The organism is Streptomyces marokkonensis (assembly GCF_008312835.1).
GTDB lineage: Bacteria > Actinomycetota > Actinomycetes > Streptomycetales > Streptomycetaceae > Streptomyces > Streptomyces marokkonensis_A.
Genome location: NZ_VSKS01000013.1, coordinates 201033 through 217304 on the forward strand (window position 1 = coordinate 201033; position 16272 = coordinate 217304).

The 16272-nt window shown below is 72.5% G+C and carries 12 protein-coding genes and 1 tRNA gene; all 13 read left to right on the forward strand.

The genetic code is table 11. The annotated features are described in order from the left end of the window. The first annotated feature begins 43 nt into the window (after nucleotides 1–43). The 13 genes from F1615_RS22985 to F1615_RS23045 all read left to right on the forward strand — a co-directional run bounded on the left by F1615_RS22985 (nucleotide 44) and on the right by F1615_RS23045 (nucleotide 16255). On the forward strand, nucleotides 44–3757 hold the full coding sequence (locus F1615_RS22985) for a ThuA domain-containing protein (protein ID WP_149550941.1): 3714 nt from the start codon (nucleotides 44–46) through the stop codon (nucleotides 3755–3757). Between the two features lie 153 nt (nucleotides 3758–3910). Continuing rightward, nucleotides 3911–5074 carry an inositol-3-phosphate synthase gene (locus F1615_RS22990; RefSeq protein WP_149550942.1) on the forward strand — a complete coding sequence of 388 codons (1164 nt, stop codon included), beginning with the start codon at nucleotides 3911–3913 and terminating at the stop codon, nucleotides 5072–5074. Beyond that, entirely contained in the window at nucleotides 5071–6126 is a 1056-nt protein-coding gene (locus F1615_RS22995; protein WP_149550943.1) for an SCO3242 family prenyltransferase, read from the forward strand. The genes F1615_RS22990 and F1615_RS22995 overlap by 4 nt, the downstream gene beginning before the upstream one ends. After that, the gene (locus tag F1615_RS23000; protein WP_149550944.1) at nucleotides 6123–7073 is read left to right on the forward strand and encodes a sugar phosphate isomerase/epimerase family protein; all 951 of its coding nucleotides are present in this window, start codon (nucleotides 6123–6125) and stop codon (nucleotides 7071–7073) included. Before F1615_RS22995 ends, F1615_RS23000 begins: the two co-directional genes overlap by 4 nt. Beyond that, nucleotides 7070–7822 (forward strand): EboA domain-containing protein, encoded by a 753-nt coding sequence (locus F1615_RS23005; protein WP_149550945.1) that lies wholly within the window; start codon nucleotides 7070–7072, stop codon nucleotides 7820–7822. Before F1615_RS23000 ends, F1615_RS23005 begins: the two co-directional genes overlap by 4 nt. Continuing rightward, nucleotides 7822–8712, forward strand: coding sequence for a TatD family hydrolase (locus F1615_RS23010; RefSeq protein ID WP_208818379.1), 891 nt, complete (start codon nucleotides 7822–7824; stop codon nucleotides 8710–8712). The genes F1615_RS23005 and F1615_RS23010 overlap by 1 nt, the downstream gene beginning before the upstream one ends. Before the next feature lie 3 nt (nucleotides 8713–8715). Then, nucleotides 8716–9885, forward strand: coding sequence for a metabolite traffic protein EboE (eboE, locus tag F1615_RS23015; protein ID WP_149550946.1), 1170 nt, complete (start codon nucleotides 8716–8718; stop codon nucleotides 9883–9885). Further along, the gene (locus tag F1615_RS23020) at nucleotides 9882–11261 is read left to right on the forward strand and encodes a nucleotide pyrophosphatase/phosphodiesterase family protein (protein WP_149550947.1); all 1380 of its coding nucleotides are present in this window, start codon (nucleotides 9882–9884) and stop codon (nucleotides 11259–11261) included. The genes eboE and F1615_RS23020 overlap by 4 nt, the downstream gene beginning before the upstream one ends. A gap of 115 nt (nucleotides 11262–11376) precedes the next feature. Next, nucleotides 11377–12570, forward strand: a complete 1194-nt coding sequence (locus F1615_RS23025; protein ID WP_149550948.1) for a sugar phosphate isomerase/epimerase family protein — start codon at nucleotides 11377–11379, stop codon at nucleotides 12568–12570. A gap of 177 nt (nucleotides 12571–12747) precedes the next feature. Continuing rightward, nucleotides 12748–12832 (forward strand) — tRNA-Leu (locus F1615_RS23030). Nucleotides 12833–12945: 113 nt separating this feature from the next. Then, entirely contained in the window at nucleotides 12946–14049 is a 1104-nt protein-coding gene (locus F1615_RS23035; protein ID WP_149550949.1) for an effector-associated domain 2-containing protein, read from the forward strand. Between the two features lie 103 nt (nucleotides 14050–14152). Beyond that, nucleotides 14153–14359: a hypothetical protein gene (locus F1615_RS23040; protein WP_149550950.1), complete on the forward strand. Its 207-nt coding sequence runs from the start codon at nucleotides 14153–14155 to the stop codon at nucleotides 14357–14359. An 84-nt stretch (nucleotides 14360–14443) separates the two neighbouring features. Then, nucleotides 14444–16255: an HEXXH motif domain-containing protein gene (locus F1615_RS23045; protein ID WP_167533825.1), complete on the forward strand. Its 1812-nt coding sequence runs from the start codon at nucleotides 14444–14446 to the stop codon at nucleotides 16253–16255. Nucleotides 16256–16272: the final 17 nt, after the last annotated feature.

Below are 16272 nucleotides of genomic sequence, written 5' to 3' on the forward strand. Positions count from 1 at the left end.
GCACCTGTTCCGTACGGCCCCACCCCGTTCCCGGAGGGACTTCGTGCACAGAAGCAGACTCACATCCACCCGCACCACGAGGCGTTCCGGACTCCGCACGCCCCTCGCGCTGTTCACCGGCCTGCTGCTGGCCGTGGGCACCCCGGCGACCGTCGCCGGCGCCCACCCCGGCCACCCGGAACACGACGGACCGGCGGCCGCCGAGGGACAGTTCCAGCAGGTACCGCTCGCCAAGGGCGAGCCCGAGACGGGCGAGCCGATGTCGCTCGCCGTGCTCCCGGACCGCAGCGTCCTGCACACCTCGCGCGACGGCACGCTGCGCCTCACCGACCAGGGCGGCGTCACCAAGGTCGCCGGCAAGATCCCCGTCTACAGCCATGACGAGGAGGGGCTGCAGGGCGTCGGAGTCGACCCGGACTTCAGGAACAACCGGGCGATCTACCTCTACTACGCCCCGCCGCTGGACACCCCCGCGGGCGACGCCCCCGAGACCGGCACAGCCGAGGACTTCGAGAAGTTCGACGGCGTCAACCGCCTCTCCCGCTTCGTGCTGAACGCCAACGGCACACTGGACATGGCCAGTGAGAAGAAGGTCCTCGACGTCGCCGCCTCCCGCGGCATCTGCTGCCACGTCGGCGGCGACATCGACTTCGACGCGGACGGCAACCTGTACCTGTCCACCGGCGACGACACCAACCCCTTCGCCTCCGACGGTTACACGCCGATCGACGAGCGGCCCGACCGCAACCCGGCCTTCGACGCCCGCCGCAGCTCGGGCAACACCAACGACCTGCGCGGCAAGATCCTGCGTATCAAGGTCGCCGAGGACGGCTCCTACACCGTCCCGGAGGGCAACCTCTTCGCGCCGGGCACCGAGAAGACCCGCCCGGAGATCTACGCGATGGGCTTCCGCAACCCGTTCCGGATGAGCGTCGACGACAAGACCGGCACCGTCTACGTCGGCGACTACGGCCCCGACGCCGGCGCCGCCAGCCCCACCAGGGGCCCGGCCGGGCAGGTCGAGTTCGCCAAGGTCACCGAGGCAGCCAACTTCGGCTGGCCGTTCTGCACCGGGAACAACGACGCCTACCTCGACTATGACTTCGCCACCAAGGAGTCCGGCGGGAAGTTCGACTGCGCCGCCCCGAAGAACACCTCCCCGCACAACACCGGCCTCGTCGACCTGCCGCCCGCCCAGCCCGCCTGGATCCCGTACGACGGCGGCTCCCTGCCCGAGTTCGGCACCGGATCCGAGTCCCCGATGGCGGGCCCCGTCTACCGCTACGACCCCGACCTCGACTCCAGCGTGAAATTCCCCGAGGCCTACGACGGCGACTTCTTCGCCGGCGAGTTCGGCCGCCGCTGGATCAAGAGGATCGAGCAGAACGCGGACGGCTCCGTCGCGAAGATCAACGACTTCCCGTGGACCGGCACCCAGATCATGGACATGGAGTTCGGCCCCGACGGCGCGCTCTACGTCCTGGACTACGGCGTCTCCTGGTTCCAGGGCGACGAGCACTCCGCGCTGTACCGGATCGAGAACGCCGAGGACGGCTTCTCCCCGATCGCCGAGGTGAGCGCCGACAAGACCTCCGGCGCGGCAGGCCTCAAGGTCCGGTTCACCGCCTCCGCCAAGGACGCCGACTCCACGGACCTCACCTACAGCTGGGACTTCGGCGACGGCACCAAGGGCGAGGGCCTCAGCCCCACCCACCGGTACAAGAAGACCGGCACCTACAGCGCCACCTTCACCGCCAGGGACCCCGAGGGCAACACAGGCAACGCCAGCGTCCGGATCGTGGTCGGCAACACCGAGCCCAAGGTGAAGATCGAGGTTCCCGGCAACGGCAGCATGGCCGCCTTCGGCGAGCCCGTCCCGTTCAAGGTGACCGTCACCGACCCCGAGGAGACCGTCGACTGCTCCAGGGTCAAGGTCGCCTACAGCCTCGGCCACGACTCCCACGCCCACGAGCTGACCAGCGAGACGGGCTGTGAGGGGACCCTGAAGCCGCCCGCCGGTGACGGCGGCCACGACCCCAACGCCAACATCTACGGAGTCGTCGGCGCCAGCTACACCGACGGCGGGGCGAACGGCCAGGAGGCCCTGACCGGCACCGCGCGCACCGTCCTCCAGCCGCTGCACCGCCAGGCCGAGCACTTCACCACCCAGTCGGGCGTGACGACGTACGACAAGGCGCAGGCCAACGGCGGCAAGACCGTCGGCGACATCAGCGACGGCGACTGGATCTCCTTCAGCCCCTACCGGTTCGACGGGCAGAAGAAGATGACCGTGCGGGCCTCCTCCGGCGGCGCGGGCGGCTTCATCGAACTGCGCACCGGCTCGCCCGACGGCAAGCTGCACGGCTCGGCGTACATCCCGCCGACCGGCGGCTGGGAGACGTTCCAGGACGTCGACGTGCCGCTGCGGTCGCTGCCGAAGCGCACCACGGAGATCTACCTGGTCTTCCGGGGCGGCGACGGCGCGCTGTACGACGTGGACGACTTCGAGTTCTCCAAGGAGCCGTTCAGGGCCGGCAAGAAGGTCCTGGTCTTCTCCAGGACGGCGGGCTTCCGGCACGACTCCATCCCCGAGGGCATCGCCGCGCTGAAGGAACTCGGCGGACCTGCCGGCATCTCGGTCACCTCGACCGAGGAGGCCGGGCAGTTCACCACGGCCAACCTCGCCAAGTACGACGCCGTGGCCTTCCTGTCCACCACCGGCGACGTGCTCAACGCCGACCAGCAGAAGGCGTTCGAGAACTACGTCAAGAACGGCGGCGGCTACATGGGCATCCACGCCGCCGCCGACACCGAGTACGACTGGGAGTTCTACGGCGGTCTCGTGGGCGCCTACTTCGACTCGCACCCGGCCATCCAGAAGGCCACCGTACGCGTCCACGACCACGACCACCCGGCCACCGCGCACCTGGACGACGCGTGGGAGCGCACCGACGAGTGGTACAACTACCGCACCAACCCGCGTGAGCAGGCCAAGGTCCTCGCCACCCTCGACGAGACGACCTACGAGGGCGGCACCATGAAGGGCGACCACCCGATCGCCTGGTGCCAGAGCTACGGCGGCGGCCGCTCCTTCTACACCGGCGGCGGCCACACCAAGGAGTCGTACGCCGAGGAGGCCTTCCGCGCCCATCTGCTCGGCGGTCTGCAGTACGCCACCGGCCAGGTCAAGGCGGACTGCAAGCCGGACAAGGGCTACCGGGAGATCTTCAACGGCGAGACCCTGGACGGCTGGAAGCAGGCCGGCCCCGGAAAGTTCGTCGCCAAGGACGGCACCCTGGAGTCCGAGGGCGGCATGGGCCTGCTGTGGTACCAGGCCAAGGAGCTGACGTCGTACTCGCTCAAGCTCGACTGGAAGATGCGGGGCGACGACAACTCCGGTGTCTTCGTGGGCTTCCCGGCCTCCGACGACCCCTGGTCCGCGGTGAACAAGGGCTACGAGATCCAGATCGACGCCACGGACGCGCCGGACCGCACCACGGGCTCCGTCTACTCGTTCAAGTCGGCGAACATCAAGGCCCGTGACCAGGTCCTGCGGCCGCCCGGCCAGTGGAACTCCTACGAGATCAAGGTCCAGGGCGAACGCCTTCAGGTGTTCCTCAACGGAGTCAGGATCAACGACTTCACCAACAAGGACCCCGAGCGGAGCCTGACCGACGGCTACATCGGTCTGCAGAACCACGGCGCCGCCGACCAGGTCTCCTTCCGCGACATCCAGCTGAAGGAACTGCCCTCCTAGGGCGACCCGAACGGCGGCGGGCGGAGGACGCCGGACCTCCGCCCGCCGTCCCGCCGGGCACGGGGTCCGGCACCCCGCCGGACCCCGTGCCCGGCACCCGTCGATCCGCTTCCGGCGCTCGCACCGGGTTCGCGTACGACAAGGAGGCTGCCCATGTCCGCCGAACCGTCCCTCCCCACCCCCTCCACGGCCCCCCGCCACGGCGTCTGGTTCATCGGGGCACGCGGATCCGTGGCCACGACCGCCGTCGCGGGCTGCGCCGCCGTCGCCGCCGGGCTCCACCCGCCGACCGGCATGGTCACCGAGACCCCCGACTTCGCCCCGTGCGCTCTGCCATCGTTGTCGTCCCTCGTCTTCGGCGGTCACGACACCGTCGACTGCCCGCTGCCCAAGCGTGCGGAACACCTCGCCGAGGGCGGCGTCCTGCCGCACGGCCTGCCGTCCGCCGTGCACGCCGAACTCGTCGCCGCCGACCGGGAGATCAGGCCCGGCGGCCCCCTGCCCGGCGACACCGGCAGAACCCCGGACCAGTGGATCGACGTGTTCGCGGCCGACATCCGCGACTTCGTGCGCCGCCAGAACCTCGCGGGCGCCGTCGTGGTGAACGTCGCCTCCACCGAACCCGCCCCCACCGACGGCTCCCTGCCGCCCAGCTCCCTCTACGCGGCGGCCGCCCTGCGCGCCGGCTGCCCCTACGTGAACTTCACCCCGTCCACGGGCCTGCACCACCCGGCGCTGGCTCCGCTCGCCGAGTCCTCGGGCCTGCCGTACGCCGGCCGCGACGGCAAGACCGGTCAGACGCTGCTGCGCTCCGTCCTCGGCCCGATGTTCCGGCAGCGCGCCCTCCCCGTGCGCGCCTGGTCCGGCACCAACCTGCTGGGCGGCGGCGACGGCGCCGCCCTCGCCGACCCCGCGGCCGCCGCCGCCAAGAACGCCGGCAAGGAACGCGTCCTCGCCGACACCCTCGGTGCCGCGCCCGAGGGCGAGGTCCACATCGACGACGTGCCCGCGCTCGGCGACTGGAAGACGGCCTGGGACCACATCGCCTTCGACGGCTTCCTCGGCTCCCGCATGATCCTGCAGACGATCTGGCAGGGCTGCGACTCGGCACTCGCCGCCCCGCTCGTCCTCGACCTGGCCCGGCTGGCCGTCCGCGCCCGGGAGAAGGGCCTGTCCGGGCCGCTGCGCGAACTGGGCTTCTACTTCAAGGACCCGGTCGGCGACGGCCCGTCGTCACTGGCCGAGCAGTACGCGGAGCTGAAGAGCCTTGCCGAGCGCCTGCGCGACGACGCCGACGGCCAGGGATCCCGCCGATGAGCCGCACGACCATCCCGGCACAGCGCACGGCCCCGCCGACGACGCCGGGCCGTCTCCGGGCCACCCGGGACGCCACCGTGCCCGACGCCGGCGCCGCGTCCCGCCGTGACCGCGTGGGCGCGTGGGCCGAACTGCTGCGGCTGCCCGCCCTCTTCACCGTCCCCGGCGACGCCCTGGCCGGTGCGGCGGCGACCGGTGCGCGTCCCGGCCCGCGCACCCTGCTCGCCATCGGCTCCTCCCTCTGCCTGTACGAGGCCGGCATGGCCCTCAACGACTGGGCGGACCGTGCCGAGGACGCCGCGGAGCGCCCGCACCGCCCGATTCCCTCCGGCCGGATCAAGCCCTCCGCCGCCCTCACCGCCGCCTGCGGTCTCACCGGCGCCGGACTGGTGCTCGCCGCCCGCGCGGGCCGGCCCGCCCTCGCGGTGGCCGCGCCGCTGGCGGCGACCGTCTGGGCCTACGACCTGGCGCTGAAGCACACGCCCGCCGGGCCCGCGGCCATGGCCGCCGCCCGCGGTCTTGACCTGCTCCTGGGAGCCGCCGTGACCGGCGCCGGCACCCGGGCCGCGCTGCCGTCCGCCGCGCTGCTCGGCAGCCACACCCTCGCGGTCACGACCGTGTCCCGCCGGGAGACCACCGGCGGTTCGGTGCTGGCCCCGCTGGCGGCGCTCGCGACGACGGGGGTGCTGACGCGGCTGGTCACCCCCCGCCGCACCCGACTCCCGGCAGGCCGGCGGGCAGCAGCCGCCCCCGGCCTGCCGGGCTCCGGCCCGTCCGGGGGACCGCCCGGGACCACCGGCTTCCTCGCCGCCGCCCTGGGCGCCGCCTACGCCGCCACGGCCGCCCGGCCCTACGTCCACGCCGCGCTCAACCCCTCACCCCCGCTCACGCAGCGCGCCGTCGGCGGCGGTGTCCGGGCCACCGTCCCGCTCCAGGCCGCGCTCGCCGCCCGCTCGGGCGCGGCCGCCACGTCCCTCCTGATCGCGTCCCTCGTCCCGGCCGGCCGCGCGTTCGCGCGACGGGCCGCCATGAGGAAGGTGAGCATCACGTGAGCCGGAACCCCAGCGACGTCACCGCGGCCCCCCTCCGCTTCGGCTACGGCACCAACGGCCTCGCCGACCTCCGCCTCGACGACGCCCTCGCCCTCCTCGCCGACCTCGGCTACGACGGCGTGGGCCTGACCCTCGACCACATGCACCTCGACCCGCTCGCCCCCGGCCTCGCCGCCCGCACCCGCCGGGTCGCGCACCGGCTGGACGAGCTCGGTCTCGGTGTCACGGTGGAGACGGGCGCCCGCTACGTGCTCGACCCCCGCCGCAAGCACGGCCCCTCGCTGCTGGACCCCGGCCCCGACGACCGCGCCCGCCGCGCCGATCTCCTGGTGCGCGCGGTCCGGGTCGCCGCCGACCTGGGCGCGCACGCCGTGCACTGCTTCAGCGGGACCGTCCCCGACGGCACCGACGAGGACACCGCCTGGAAACGTCTCGCCGAGACCCTCACCCCCGTCCTGGACGCCGCCGCCGGCGCCGGGGTGCCCCTCGCCGTCGAACCCGAACCCGGTCACCTCCTCGCCACCCTCGCCGACTTCCACCACCTGCGCCGCACCCTCGGCGACCCGGAGCCCCTCGGCCTCACCCTGGACATCGGCCACTGCCAGTGCCTCGAACCCCTCCCTCCCGCGGACTGCGTGCGCGAGGCCGCCCCCTGGCTGCGCCACGTCCAGATCGAGGACATGCGCCGAGGCGTCCACGAACACCTCCCCCTCGGAGACGGCGAGATCGACTTCCCGCCCGTCCTGGCGGCCCTCGCCACCACCGGATACCAGGGCCTGACCGTCGTCGAACTGCCCCGCCACTCCCACGCGGGCCCCCGGTTCGCCGCCCACTCCCTGCCGTTCCTCCGCCGCGCCGCCCGGCTCGCGGCGAGCGCCGCCCCTGTCGTCCCCGTCCCCTCGCACGGCGATCCCTCCGTCACCCCCGAAGGGAGCAGCACGCCATGACCCGCCCCCGTGCCACCCCGGCCACCCCGGCCGCAGACATCACCGGCAGACCGGCGACCCCCGGTGCCGGCACCAGCCCGGCCCTCACCCCGCCCGCCGAGCTGCACCGCCGCCTCACCGGCCTGCTGGGCGGAGCCGCCCGCGCCTGGCTCGACCAGGCCCTCGACGAGGCCGCCGCCCACCCCGGCACCCACGGCCCCATCTCGGTGTGGGAGCTGCGCCTGGCCGAGGCCGGCCGCCGCTGCGGTCCCGTCCACGCCGACGCCGCCCGCGTGCTCGTCCTGCACGCGGCCCGCGCCGACGCCGACGCCCTGACCCGGGTCTACTTCCAGGGCACCGCCGACGAACGCCGCGCCGTCCTGCACGCCCTGCCGCACCTGGTGCCCGGCCCCGACGCCCTGCCGCTCGTCGAGGACGCCCTGCGTACCAACGACACCCGGCTCGTCGCCGCCGCCCTCGGCCCCTACGGCGCCCGCCACCTGGACGCCCACGCCTGGCGGCACGCCGTACTGAAGTGCCTCTTCACCGGCGTCGCCCTCGACCACGTGGCGGACCTGGCCCGGCGCGCCCGGGGCGACGCCGAACTCGGCCGCATGCTCGGCGACTACGCCGAGGAGCGCGGCGCCGCCGGCCGCACGGTTCCGGAGGACCTGCGCCGCGTTCTGGCCCTGACCGAGTCCGCCGCCGCCCCGGCACCCGGCACGGACGACCTCCACGGCACGGACGACCCCCACGGCAAGGAGTCCTGATGCGCATCTTCGACCCCCACATCCACATGACGTCGCGCACCACCGACGACTACGAGGCCATGTACGCCGCGGGCGTCCGCGCCGTCGTCGAACCCGCCTTCTGGCTCGGTCAGCCCCGCACCTCCCCGGCCTCCTTCCTCGACTACTTCGACTCCCTCCTCGGCTGGGAACCCTTCCGCGCCGCCCAGTACGGCATCGCCCACCACTGCACGCTCGCCCTCAACCCGAAGGAGGCCAACGACCCCCGCTGCACGCCCGTCCTCGACGCGCTGCCCCGGTATCTCGTCAAGGACAACGTGGTCGCCGTCGGCGAGATCGGCTACGACTCCATGACGCCCGCCGAGGACACCGCCCTCGCCGCCCAGCTCCAGCTCGCCGCCGACCACGGACTGCCCGCGCTGGTGCACACCCCGCACCGCGACAAGCTCGCCGGGCTGCGCCGCACCCTCGACGTGGTCCGCGAGTCCGCGCTGCCGATGGACCGCGTCCTGGTCGACCACCTCAACGAGACCACCGTCAAGGAGGCCAGGGACAGCGGCGCCTGGCTCGGCTTCTCCGTCTACCCGGACACCAAGATGGACGAGGAGCGGATGGTCGCGATCCTCCGCGCCCACGGCCCCGAGCGGGTCCTGGTGAACTCCGCCGCCGACTGGGGGAGGAGCGACCCGCTCAAGACCCGCAAGGTCGCCGACCTGATGCTCGCCGAGGGCTTCTCCGAGGACGACGTCGACCGGGTGCTGTGGCGCAACCCCGTCGCCTTCTACGGACTCAGCGGCCGCCTGAGCCTCGACGTCACCGCCACGGACGCCACCCACGAGGGCAACTCCATCCTGCGCGGCGCACCCAGGGACGAACCACGGGCCGCCGGCGCCTGTGCCACGGAGGCGTGAGCCATGCGCTTCCGCCACCCCGACGGCTCCACCGTCCACCTCGCCTACTGCACCAACGTCCACCCCGCCGAGACCCTCGACGGCGTCCTCGCCCAGCTCCGCGACCACTGCGAGCCCGTCCGCCGCCGCCTCGGCCGGGACAGGCTCGGCATCGGCCTGTGGCTCGCCAAGGACGCCGCCCACGCCCTCGCGACCGACCCGTCCGCCCTGCGCGGACTGCGCTGCGAACTCGAACGGCGCGGCCTGGAGGTCGTCACCCTCAACGGCTTCCCCTACGAGGGCTTCGGCGCCGAGGAGGTGAAGTACCGCGTCTACACACCGGACTGGGCCGATCCCGAACGCCTGGAGCACACCGCCGCCCTGGCCCGGGTCCTCGCCGGACTGCTCCCCGACGACGTCACCGACGGCAGCATCTCCACCCTCCCCCTCGCCTGGCGCACCGCCTACGACGAACAGCGCGCCGAGACGGCCCGCACCGCCCTGCGCACCCTCGCCGACCGCCTCGACGCGCTCCAGGAGCTGACCGGACGCTCCATCCGCGTCGCCCTGGAACCCGAACCCGGCTGCGTCGTCGAGACCACCCGAGACGCCATCGCCCCGCTCACCGCGATCGGCCACGACCGCGTCGGCATCTGCGTCGACACCTGCCACCTCGCCACCTCCTTCGAGGACCCGCACGCCGCCCTGGACGACCTCACCCGGGCCGGCGTGCCCGTGGTCAAGTCCCAGCTGTCGGCCGCCCTGCACGCCGAACACCCCCACCTCCCCGAGGTACGCGAGGCCCTGGCCGCCTTCGCCGAACCCCGCTTCCTGCACCAGACCCGCACCTCCACCCTGGCCGGCCTGCGCGGCACCGACGACCTCGACGAGGCCCTGACCGCCGACACCCTGCCCGACGCGGCACCCTGGCGCGCCCACTTCCACGTTCCGCTGCACGCGGCCCCCGCCGCGCCCCTCACCTCCACGCTGCCCGTCCTGAAATCCGTCCTGACCGGGCTCGTCGGCGGACCGCACCCGCTCACCCGTCACCTCGAGGTCGAGACCTACACCTGGCAGGCCCTCCCGCCCCCCCTGCGCCCCCGCGGCCGGTCCCAGCTCGCCGACGGCATCGCCGCCGAACTCACCCTGGCCCGCGACCTCCTGACGGACCTCGGCCTGAAGGAACTCCCATGAGCGGTCCCACCCCCCTTCTCGTCCTCGACGTCGTGGGCCTCACCCCCCGTCTGCTCGACCACATGCCCCACCTCAAGTCGCTCGGCCAGTCCGGCTCCCGCGCCCCGCTGGGCACCGTCCTGCCCGCCGTGACCTGCGCCGCCCAGTCCACCTTCCTCACCGGCACCATGCCCGCGGAGCACGGCATCGTCGGCAACGGCTGGTACTTCCGCGAGCTCGGCGACGTACTGCTGTGGCGGCAGCACAACGGTCTCGTCGCCGGCGACAAGCTCTGGGACGCCGCCCGCCGCGCCCACCCCGGCTACACCGTCGCCAACATCTGCTGGTGGTACGCCATGGGCGCCGACACCGACATCACCGTCACCCCCCGCCCCGTCTACTACGCCGACGGCCGCAAGGAACCCGACTGCTACACCCGGCCTCCCGCCCTGCACGACGAACTCACCGGGAAGTTCGGCACGTTCCCCCTGTTCCACTTCTGGGGACCTGGCGCCGACCTGGTCTCCAGCCAGTGGATCATCGACGCCACCCGCCACGTCATGCGCACCCGCCACCCCGACCTGACGCTCTGCTACCTCCCTCATCTCGACTACGACCTGCAGCGCTTCGGCCCCGACGACCCGCGCTCCCTGAAGGCGGCCGCCGACCTCGACACCGCCGTGGCCCCGCTCCTCGACGACGCCCGCGCCGAGGGCCGTACCGTCGTCGCCCTGTCCGAGTACGGCATCACCCGCGTGAACCGGCCCGTGGACATCAACCGCGCCCTGCGCCGCGCCGGCCTGCTCGAGGTGCACACCCAGGACGGCATGGAGTACCTCGACCCGATGGCCTCCCGCGCCTTCGCGGTCGCCGACCACCAGATCGCCCACGTCTACGTGCGCCGCCCCGAGGACCTCGACGCCACCCGCGCCGCCCTCGACGGGCTGCCCGGCATCGAACAGCTCCTCGACGACGAGGGCAAGAAGACCCACCAGCTCGACCATCCGCGCGCCGGCGAACTGGTCGCCGTCGCCGAACCCGACGCCTGGTTCACGTACTACTACTGGCTCGACGACGCCCGCGCGCCCGACTTCGCGCAGCTCGTCGAGATCCACCGCAAACCCGGCTACGACCCGGTCGAACTGTTCATGGACCCCCTCGACCCCTACGTGAAGGTCAAGGCGGCCACCGCGCTGGCGCGCAAGAAGCTCGGCATGCGCTACCGCATGGCGGTCGTGCCGCTGGACCCCTCACCTATTCGCGGCAGCCACGGCCGCCTCCCCGCGAGCGACGACGACGGTCCGCTCCTCATCTGCTCCACCCCCCGCGCCGTCGGCGACCGCGTCGCGGCCACCGATGTGAAACAACTCCTGCTCCGGCTCGCCGGACTCGGCTGACACCGCACCACGCACGGCCGCCGCATTCCGACTACCGAGAGTGAAACACACGGCACTGACAACGGCCGGTCCCGGCGGCACCGGAACCGGCCACGACCGCGAAGGCAGGCCACTCGTGACCCCGTATTCCGACCCCTCCCGCACCGATGCCGCCACCGCCGCCACCCCGGACGAGGGCCTGCGCCGCAGCCTCGGTCTGGGCCGGCGCCGTTTCCTCAGCACCTGCACCGCCGTGGCGGCGGGAGCCGTCGCGGCGCCCGTCTTCGGCGCGGCCCCCGCCCTGGCCCAGGACCGCGGCGGAGACCACGACCACGCGCACGGACGCGGCCACGTGCTCGTCCCCCCGCACAAGCGCGGCATCATCCTCTACACCGTGCGTGACGCCACCGCCCGCGACCCCCTCGCGAGCGACCTGCCCTCGGGTTTCCGCGAGGTGTTCAGGCAACTGGCCCGCCACGGCTACCGCCAGGTCGAGTTCGCGGGGTACCGCCAGCACGCGAACGCGCCCGGCGGCGACAACCTGGAATCCGTCCAGGGCGCCAGGCTGCTGCGCTCGTGGCTCGACGACCACGGTCTGCGCGCCCAGGGCAACCACGGCTTCATCCCGCCCTCCTGGCCCCTGACCGAGGCGGACAAGGACACCTTCAAGAAGCACCTGGAGATCGCCAACATCCTCGGCATGGAGCACATGGGCACCGGCGGCGACCCCACCGGCAGCTCCCACCGCGCCGACTGGGACGTGGCCGCCGACAAGTGGAACGCCATGGGCGAGATGGCCCGCCGCGAGGGCATCAAGCTCTACACCCACAACCACGACAGCGCCTACGGTTTCCTGCTCGACGGCGGCCCGCTGGACGACCAGGGCCGCCCGACCCGCAGCTCGGGCATCCGGAAGCTCGAGTACTTCCTGAAGATCACCGACCCCCGGCTCGTCTGGCTGGAGATGGACGTCTTCTGGGCGCACGTCGCCCAGTACAAGTTCCACACGTACACCGCACACGACGGCTCAACCCGCAGAAGCGTCTTCGACCCGGCGGGCCTGGTCGCCCGGCACAACAAGCGCTACCCGCTGTTCCACGCCAAGGACGGCGTGGTCAGCGCCACCAACGGCATGGGCTACGACATGGTGCCGTTCGGAACCGGGGACATCGACTACACGACGTTCTTCTCGCGGGTCGGGCAGCGCAACTACCACAACCCGATGGTCGAGGACGACAACTCCCCGAGCGCCACCGATCCCGCGCAGTCGCTGCGGGAGGCGAAGATCAGCTACGACAACATGGCGGCCCTGCGCACGCGGCGCTGCTAGCCGCACCGCCCGGCCGTCCGGCGGCGGCCCGTCCCGCGGAGCTCGCGGGAAGGGCCGCCCCGACACGGCCACGCACCCGCGCCCAGGCACGGAAACGCAGGTGAAAGGCACTGCCAAACCTTGGTATGGTTGTCCATGTCGCCGCGGGGAACACCCCGGCACGGCGGCGGACACCTTGTCCGGGTGGCGGAATGGCAGACGCGCTAGCTTGAGGTGCTAGTGCCCTTTATCGGGCGTGGGGGTTCAAGTCCCCCCTCGGACACTCAGCATCATCGACACGTGTATTGAGGGCCCCGGCCGGTACGGCTGCGGGTCCTCTTCGTTTTGCGGGCGTCCCCACATTTGCCGAGCCGGCCCAGGGGGTAGAGGCCCGGTGTGAGTGAACGGCGACAGGGAGTGAGCGGGCCGGAGATGGCCCGGGTGGCAGAGGTGATCGTCGGCCGCCCCGGCGGGGCGCCGGGCCGCAGGGGCTCCGGCTACCGCGTCACCGACCGGTACGTCCTCACGGCCGCCCATCTCGTGAAGCTTCCCGCAACCACGATCCGGGTCCGTTTCGACGCCGACCGTTCCACCGAGTGGATCTGTGAAGCGCGCGTCGTCCTCAACTCCGGCCCCGCGGATCTCGCCCTGCTCGAACTCTCCGACCTGCCACCCGAGGCCGTCCCGGTCCATTGCGCGCCTCGCTACGCGGTCATACCCGAAACCGCCGTTACCCTGCCCGTCAGCGCAGTCGGCTTCCCGCGGTTCAAACTCCGCGAGGACACCGGGCCCGGCCGTCGCCGCACCGACGGCCCACCTGGCCGGTACCGTGATTCATGTCACGTCGACGGATCGGTGTCGGCGCTGTCCAACCGTCGGGCGGGAACGCTGGAAGTCTCCGTCCCGCCACCTGCCGACGACGTCGAACCGGAGCGTTCTCCGTGGGAGGGCATGTCCGGGGCCCCGCTCTGGTCCGACGGTGCCGTCATCGGACTCATCACCACCCACCACCGTTCCGACGGGCTCGGCCGGCTCGCGGCCGTGCGGGTGCAGCGCTGGTACGAGCTGCTCACCCCGGCCGAACTCGAACTGCTCCGGACCCGCGCCGGTCTTCCGGCCCGGCCCGGCCCGGCGCCCCTTCCCCGACCAGGAGCGACGGCACCTCAGCCGCCCCCGCACCAGCCGTCCCTCAGTGCGTTGCCGCACACTCTCACCCTCTCCGAACTCAGGGATCTGGTGGACGCGTTGACGGCTCTGCCCACGCTGCGCAGACCGAACGGACTCGATGCCGTCCTGCAGGGAATCGACCCGCGGGTGGCCGCCCACCGGCCGCGCGACGACCGGCTGAGGTTCGAGGTGTACGGCGTGGTGCGTACCTGCCTGCGCTACCCCGGCACCCTCGACACGTTCATGGCGGAGCTGCGGACATGGGAAGAGGACTCGGAGGAACTGCGCGCGGTGGAGCGGGTGGCGGCCGAACTGGTCATGCGTCACAACTGACTTGATGTGGCAACTGGCCGGTACACAGGGTTTCGGCCCACCGCCCCCTGGGTCATGATGAAGGAGGAATGACGGCGCGACGAAGACCATACGGGGAGGGGACTTGGCAGCCGTGGAGCGGGCGACGCCGGCCTTTGAGTCCGGACTCATGGACCTCTCGGGAGTGTCACTCGAGGCGCTGCGTTCCCTTGACGGCCCAGTCATGTCCGCGTCACTTGAACGGTTGCTGGCCGATGTCGAAGATCCCCATGCGATCACGGTGGCCGGCGTCAACCAGACGCACACAGGGCTGGGAGACCAGGAACTGTAGCCGTGTGCAGGGAGAGTGCCGGTGCGTCCCGCGGACAGCACGCCTGTTGATCGATCCGTATTTCACAGCATCTCGGAATCCGGTTTGCGTGGGCTCGTGCGGGGCGGCGGTGGGGGCGAAGTCATCGATGAGCTGCTGGGCGCGGAGCGCAGTCGACGACTGCTGCTGCTGCGGGCCCTCCTGGACCGGGGCACGGGCCGTTCCCGAGGTGACGACGAACCGCCCCTGTCCGTCCATGACGCCTGGGAGCTGCTCGAGAGGGCGCAGCTCGAAGCCCCGGAGGCGGTCGACGGTGTCCTGATGGCACCGGGGACCGGGACCTGGGTCTCCTCGGCCCTGCGGCAACTGAAGGGCGCCGCGCACGACGAGGCACCCGTCTGGGTGACCCTCGGACATCTGTCGACGCTGGCCGCGGCTGCGGCGGCCGCGGCGGGTATCGCCTTCACCTTGTGGGTCCCGGCGCGCGAGGGGGCCGTTGCCCTGCCAGGTCTGGGGTGCGCCGTCCTTCCCACCGCACAGACATGGGCGGCTGTACGTGTCACGGGGGACGGGGCGCGCCTGCGGATCAGCGGACCGGGCGGAGAGGTGGTCGCGGGGCCCGGGTGGACGCGTCGTACGCCGGGCTGGCGGCCCACCCGGCGCCTCACGCTGGGGCGGGGTGGCACGGCCGCGTCCCTGACACTCGAAGAGCACGACCCGTTTCGTTCGTTCTCCGGGGCCGACGCACCGCGCACCTTGTCCGAGAAGGAGGCCGAGGCCTGGCAATGTGCACTCGGCGAGGCCTGGGAGGTGCTGCTGCGCGACGAACCGGCCGAGACGGAGGCGATGCGGCGGGGCTTGATCTCCATCACGCCCGTGCCCAGAGGAGAAAGGTTTCGGCCATACAGTAGTTCCTCCGCGGAGGCGTTCGGAGGGATCAACGTCTCGCTCCCCGACAACGGCCCGGAGCTGGCCGCCACCTTGGTGCACGAGTTCCAGCACGTCAAACTCGGCGCGCTCATGCACATAGAACCCCTGGTGCGACGAGCCGACAGGACCGACGACCGGCCGGAGCTGTTCCACGCGCCGTGGCGGGACGATCCGCGGCCGCTGGAGGGCTTGCTGCAGGGGATCTACGCCTTCTTCGGCGTGACCCGTTTCTGGCGCGCCCACCGTGGTGCCGCCGACGCGGCGTACGCGCCGCTGGCGCATTTCGAGTTCGCCCTGTGGCGGGACGCGGTGTGGTCGGCACTCGAAGGAGTCCGCGGACACGAGCGGCTGACCCCCCTGGGACACCGGCTCCTGGAATCCCTGGCCCGGATCTGTGCCGGGTGGCTCGCCGAGCCCGTTCCGGGCGAGGAGTCGCGGCTGGCACGGGAAGCGGCGGCCAGTCACCGTGCTCGATGGCGTGAACACCACCTTCGGCCGTCACCCGAGACGGTGGACCAGGTGGTACGGGCCTGGCGACGGGGAGAGACCTGTCCGCCGTCCGTGCGGATGGGACCGTCGTCGTTGCGGCCGGATGCCGGCGCCTGCTTCCTGGACGCCACGGCGGTTCTGGCCCGGCATCGTCTGACCAACCCGGGCGGCGCCTGGAGCGATCCCGTGGCGGGTGCCGTGCGAGGTGCCGAGCCCGCCGATGTCCTGCTGGCGGCCGGGGATCGCCCGGCCGCGCGGAGGGAACTGACGGCCCGGCTGCTGAGCGGGGAACCCGCGGTGGGGTCCTGGGCCACGCTGGGCCGGGCCGTGGCCGGTGACCCGGAACAGAGGGTGGCCTCCCGGTTCCTGCTCCGCTCGCCGCAATGGGCACGGGCTGTGCGGGACACACTGGTGGCGGAGTACGGGGAGCGGCCCGATCCGGTGGCCCTGGCCGCATGGCTGGGCCGGACCCGGCCAGGGGCCTGGCCGCCGGGCTGAGGGCTTCGGGACCGCCG

What these genes read in the sequence shown, in the direction of transcription:
- F1615_RS23005 (WP_149550945.1), top strand. Translation starts at nt 7,070, where the DNA reads ATGACCCGCCCCCGTGCCACCCCGGCCACCCCGGCCGCAGACATCACC.
- F1615_RS23010 (WP_208818379.1), top strand. Translation starts at nt 7,822, where the DNA reads ATGCGCATCTTCGACCCCCACATCCACATGACGTCGCGCACCACCGAC.
- F1615_RS22995 (WP_149550943.1), top strand. Translation starts at nt 5,071, where the DNA reads ATGAGCCGCACGACCATCCCGGCACAGCGCACGGCCCCGCCGACGACG.
- F1615_RS23020 (WP_149550947.1), top strand. Translation starts at nt 9,882, where the DNA reads ATGAGCGGTCCCACCCCCCTTCTCGTCCTCGACGTCGTGGGCCTCACC.
- F1615_RS22990 (WP_149550942.1), top strand. Translation starts at nt 3,911, where the DNA reads ATGTCCGCCGAACCGTCCCTCCCCACCCCCTCCACGGCCCCCCGCCAC.
- eboE (WP_149550946.1), top strand. Translation starts at nt 8,716, where the DNA reads ATGCGCTTCCGCCACCCCGACGGCTCCACCGTCCACCTCGCCTACTGC.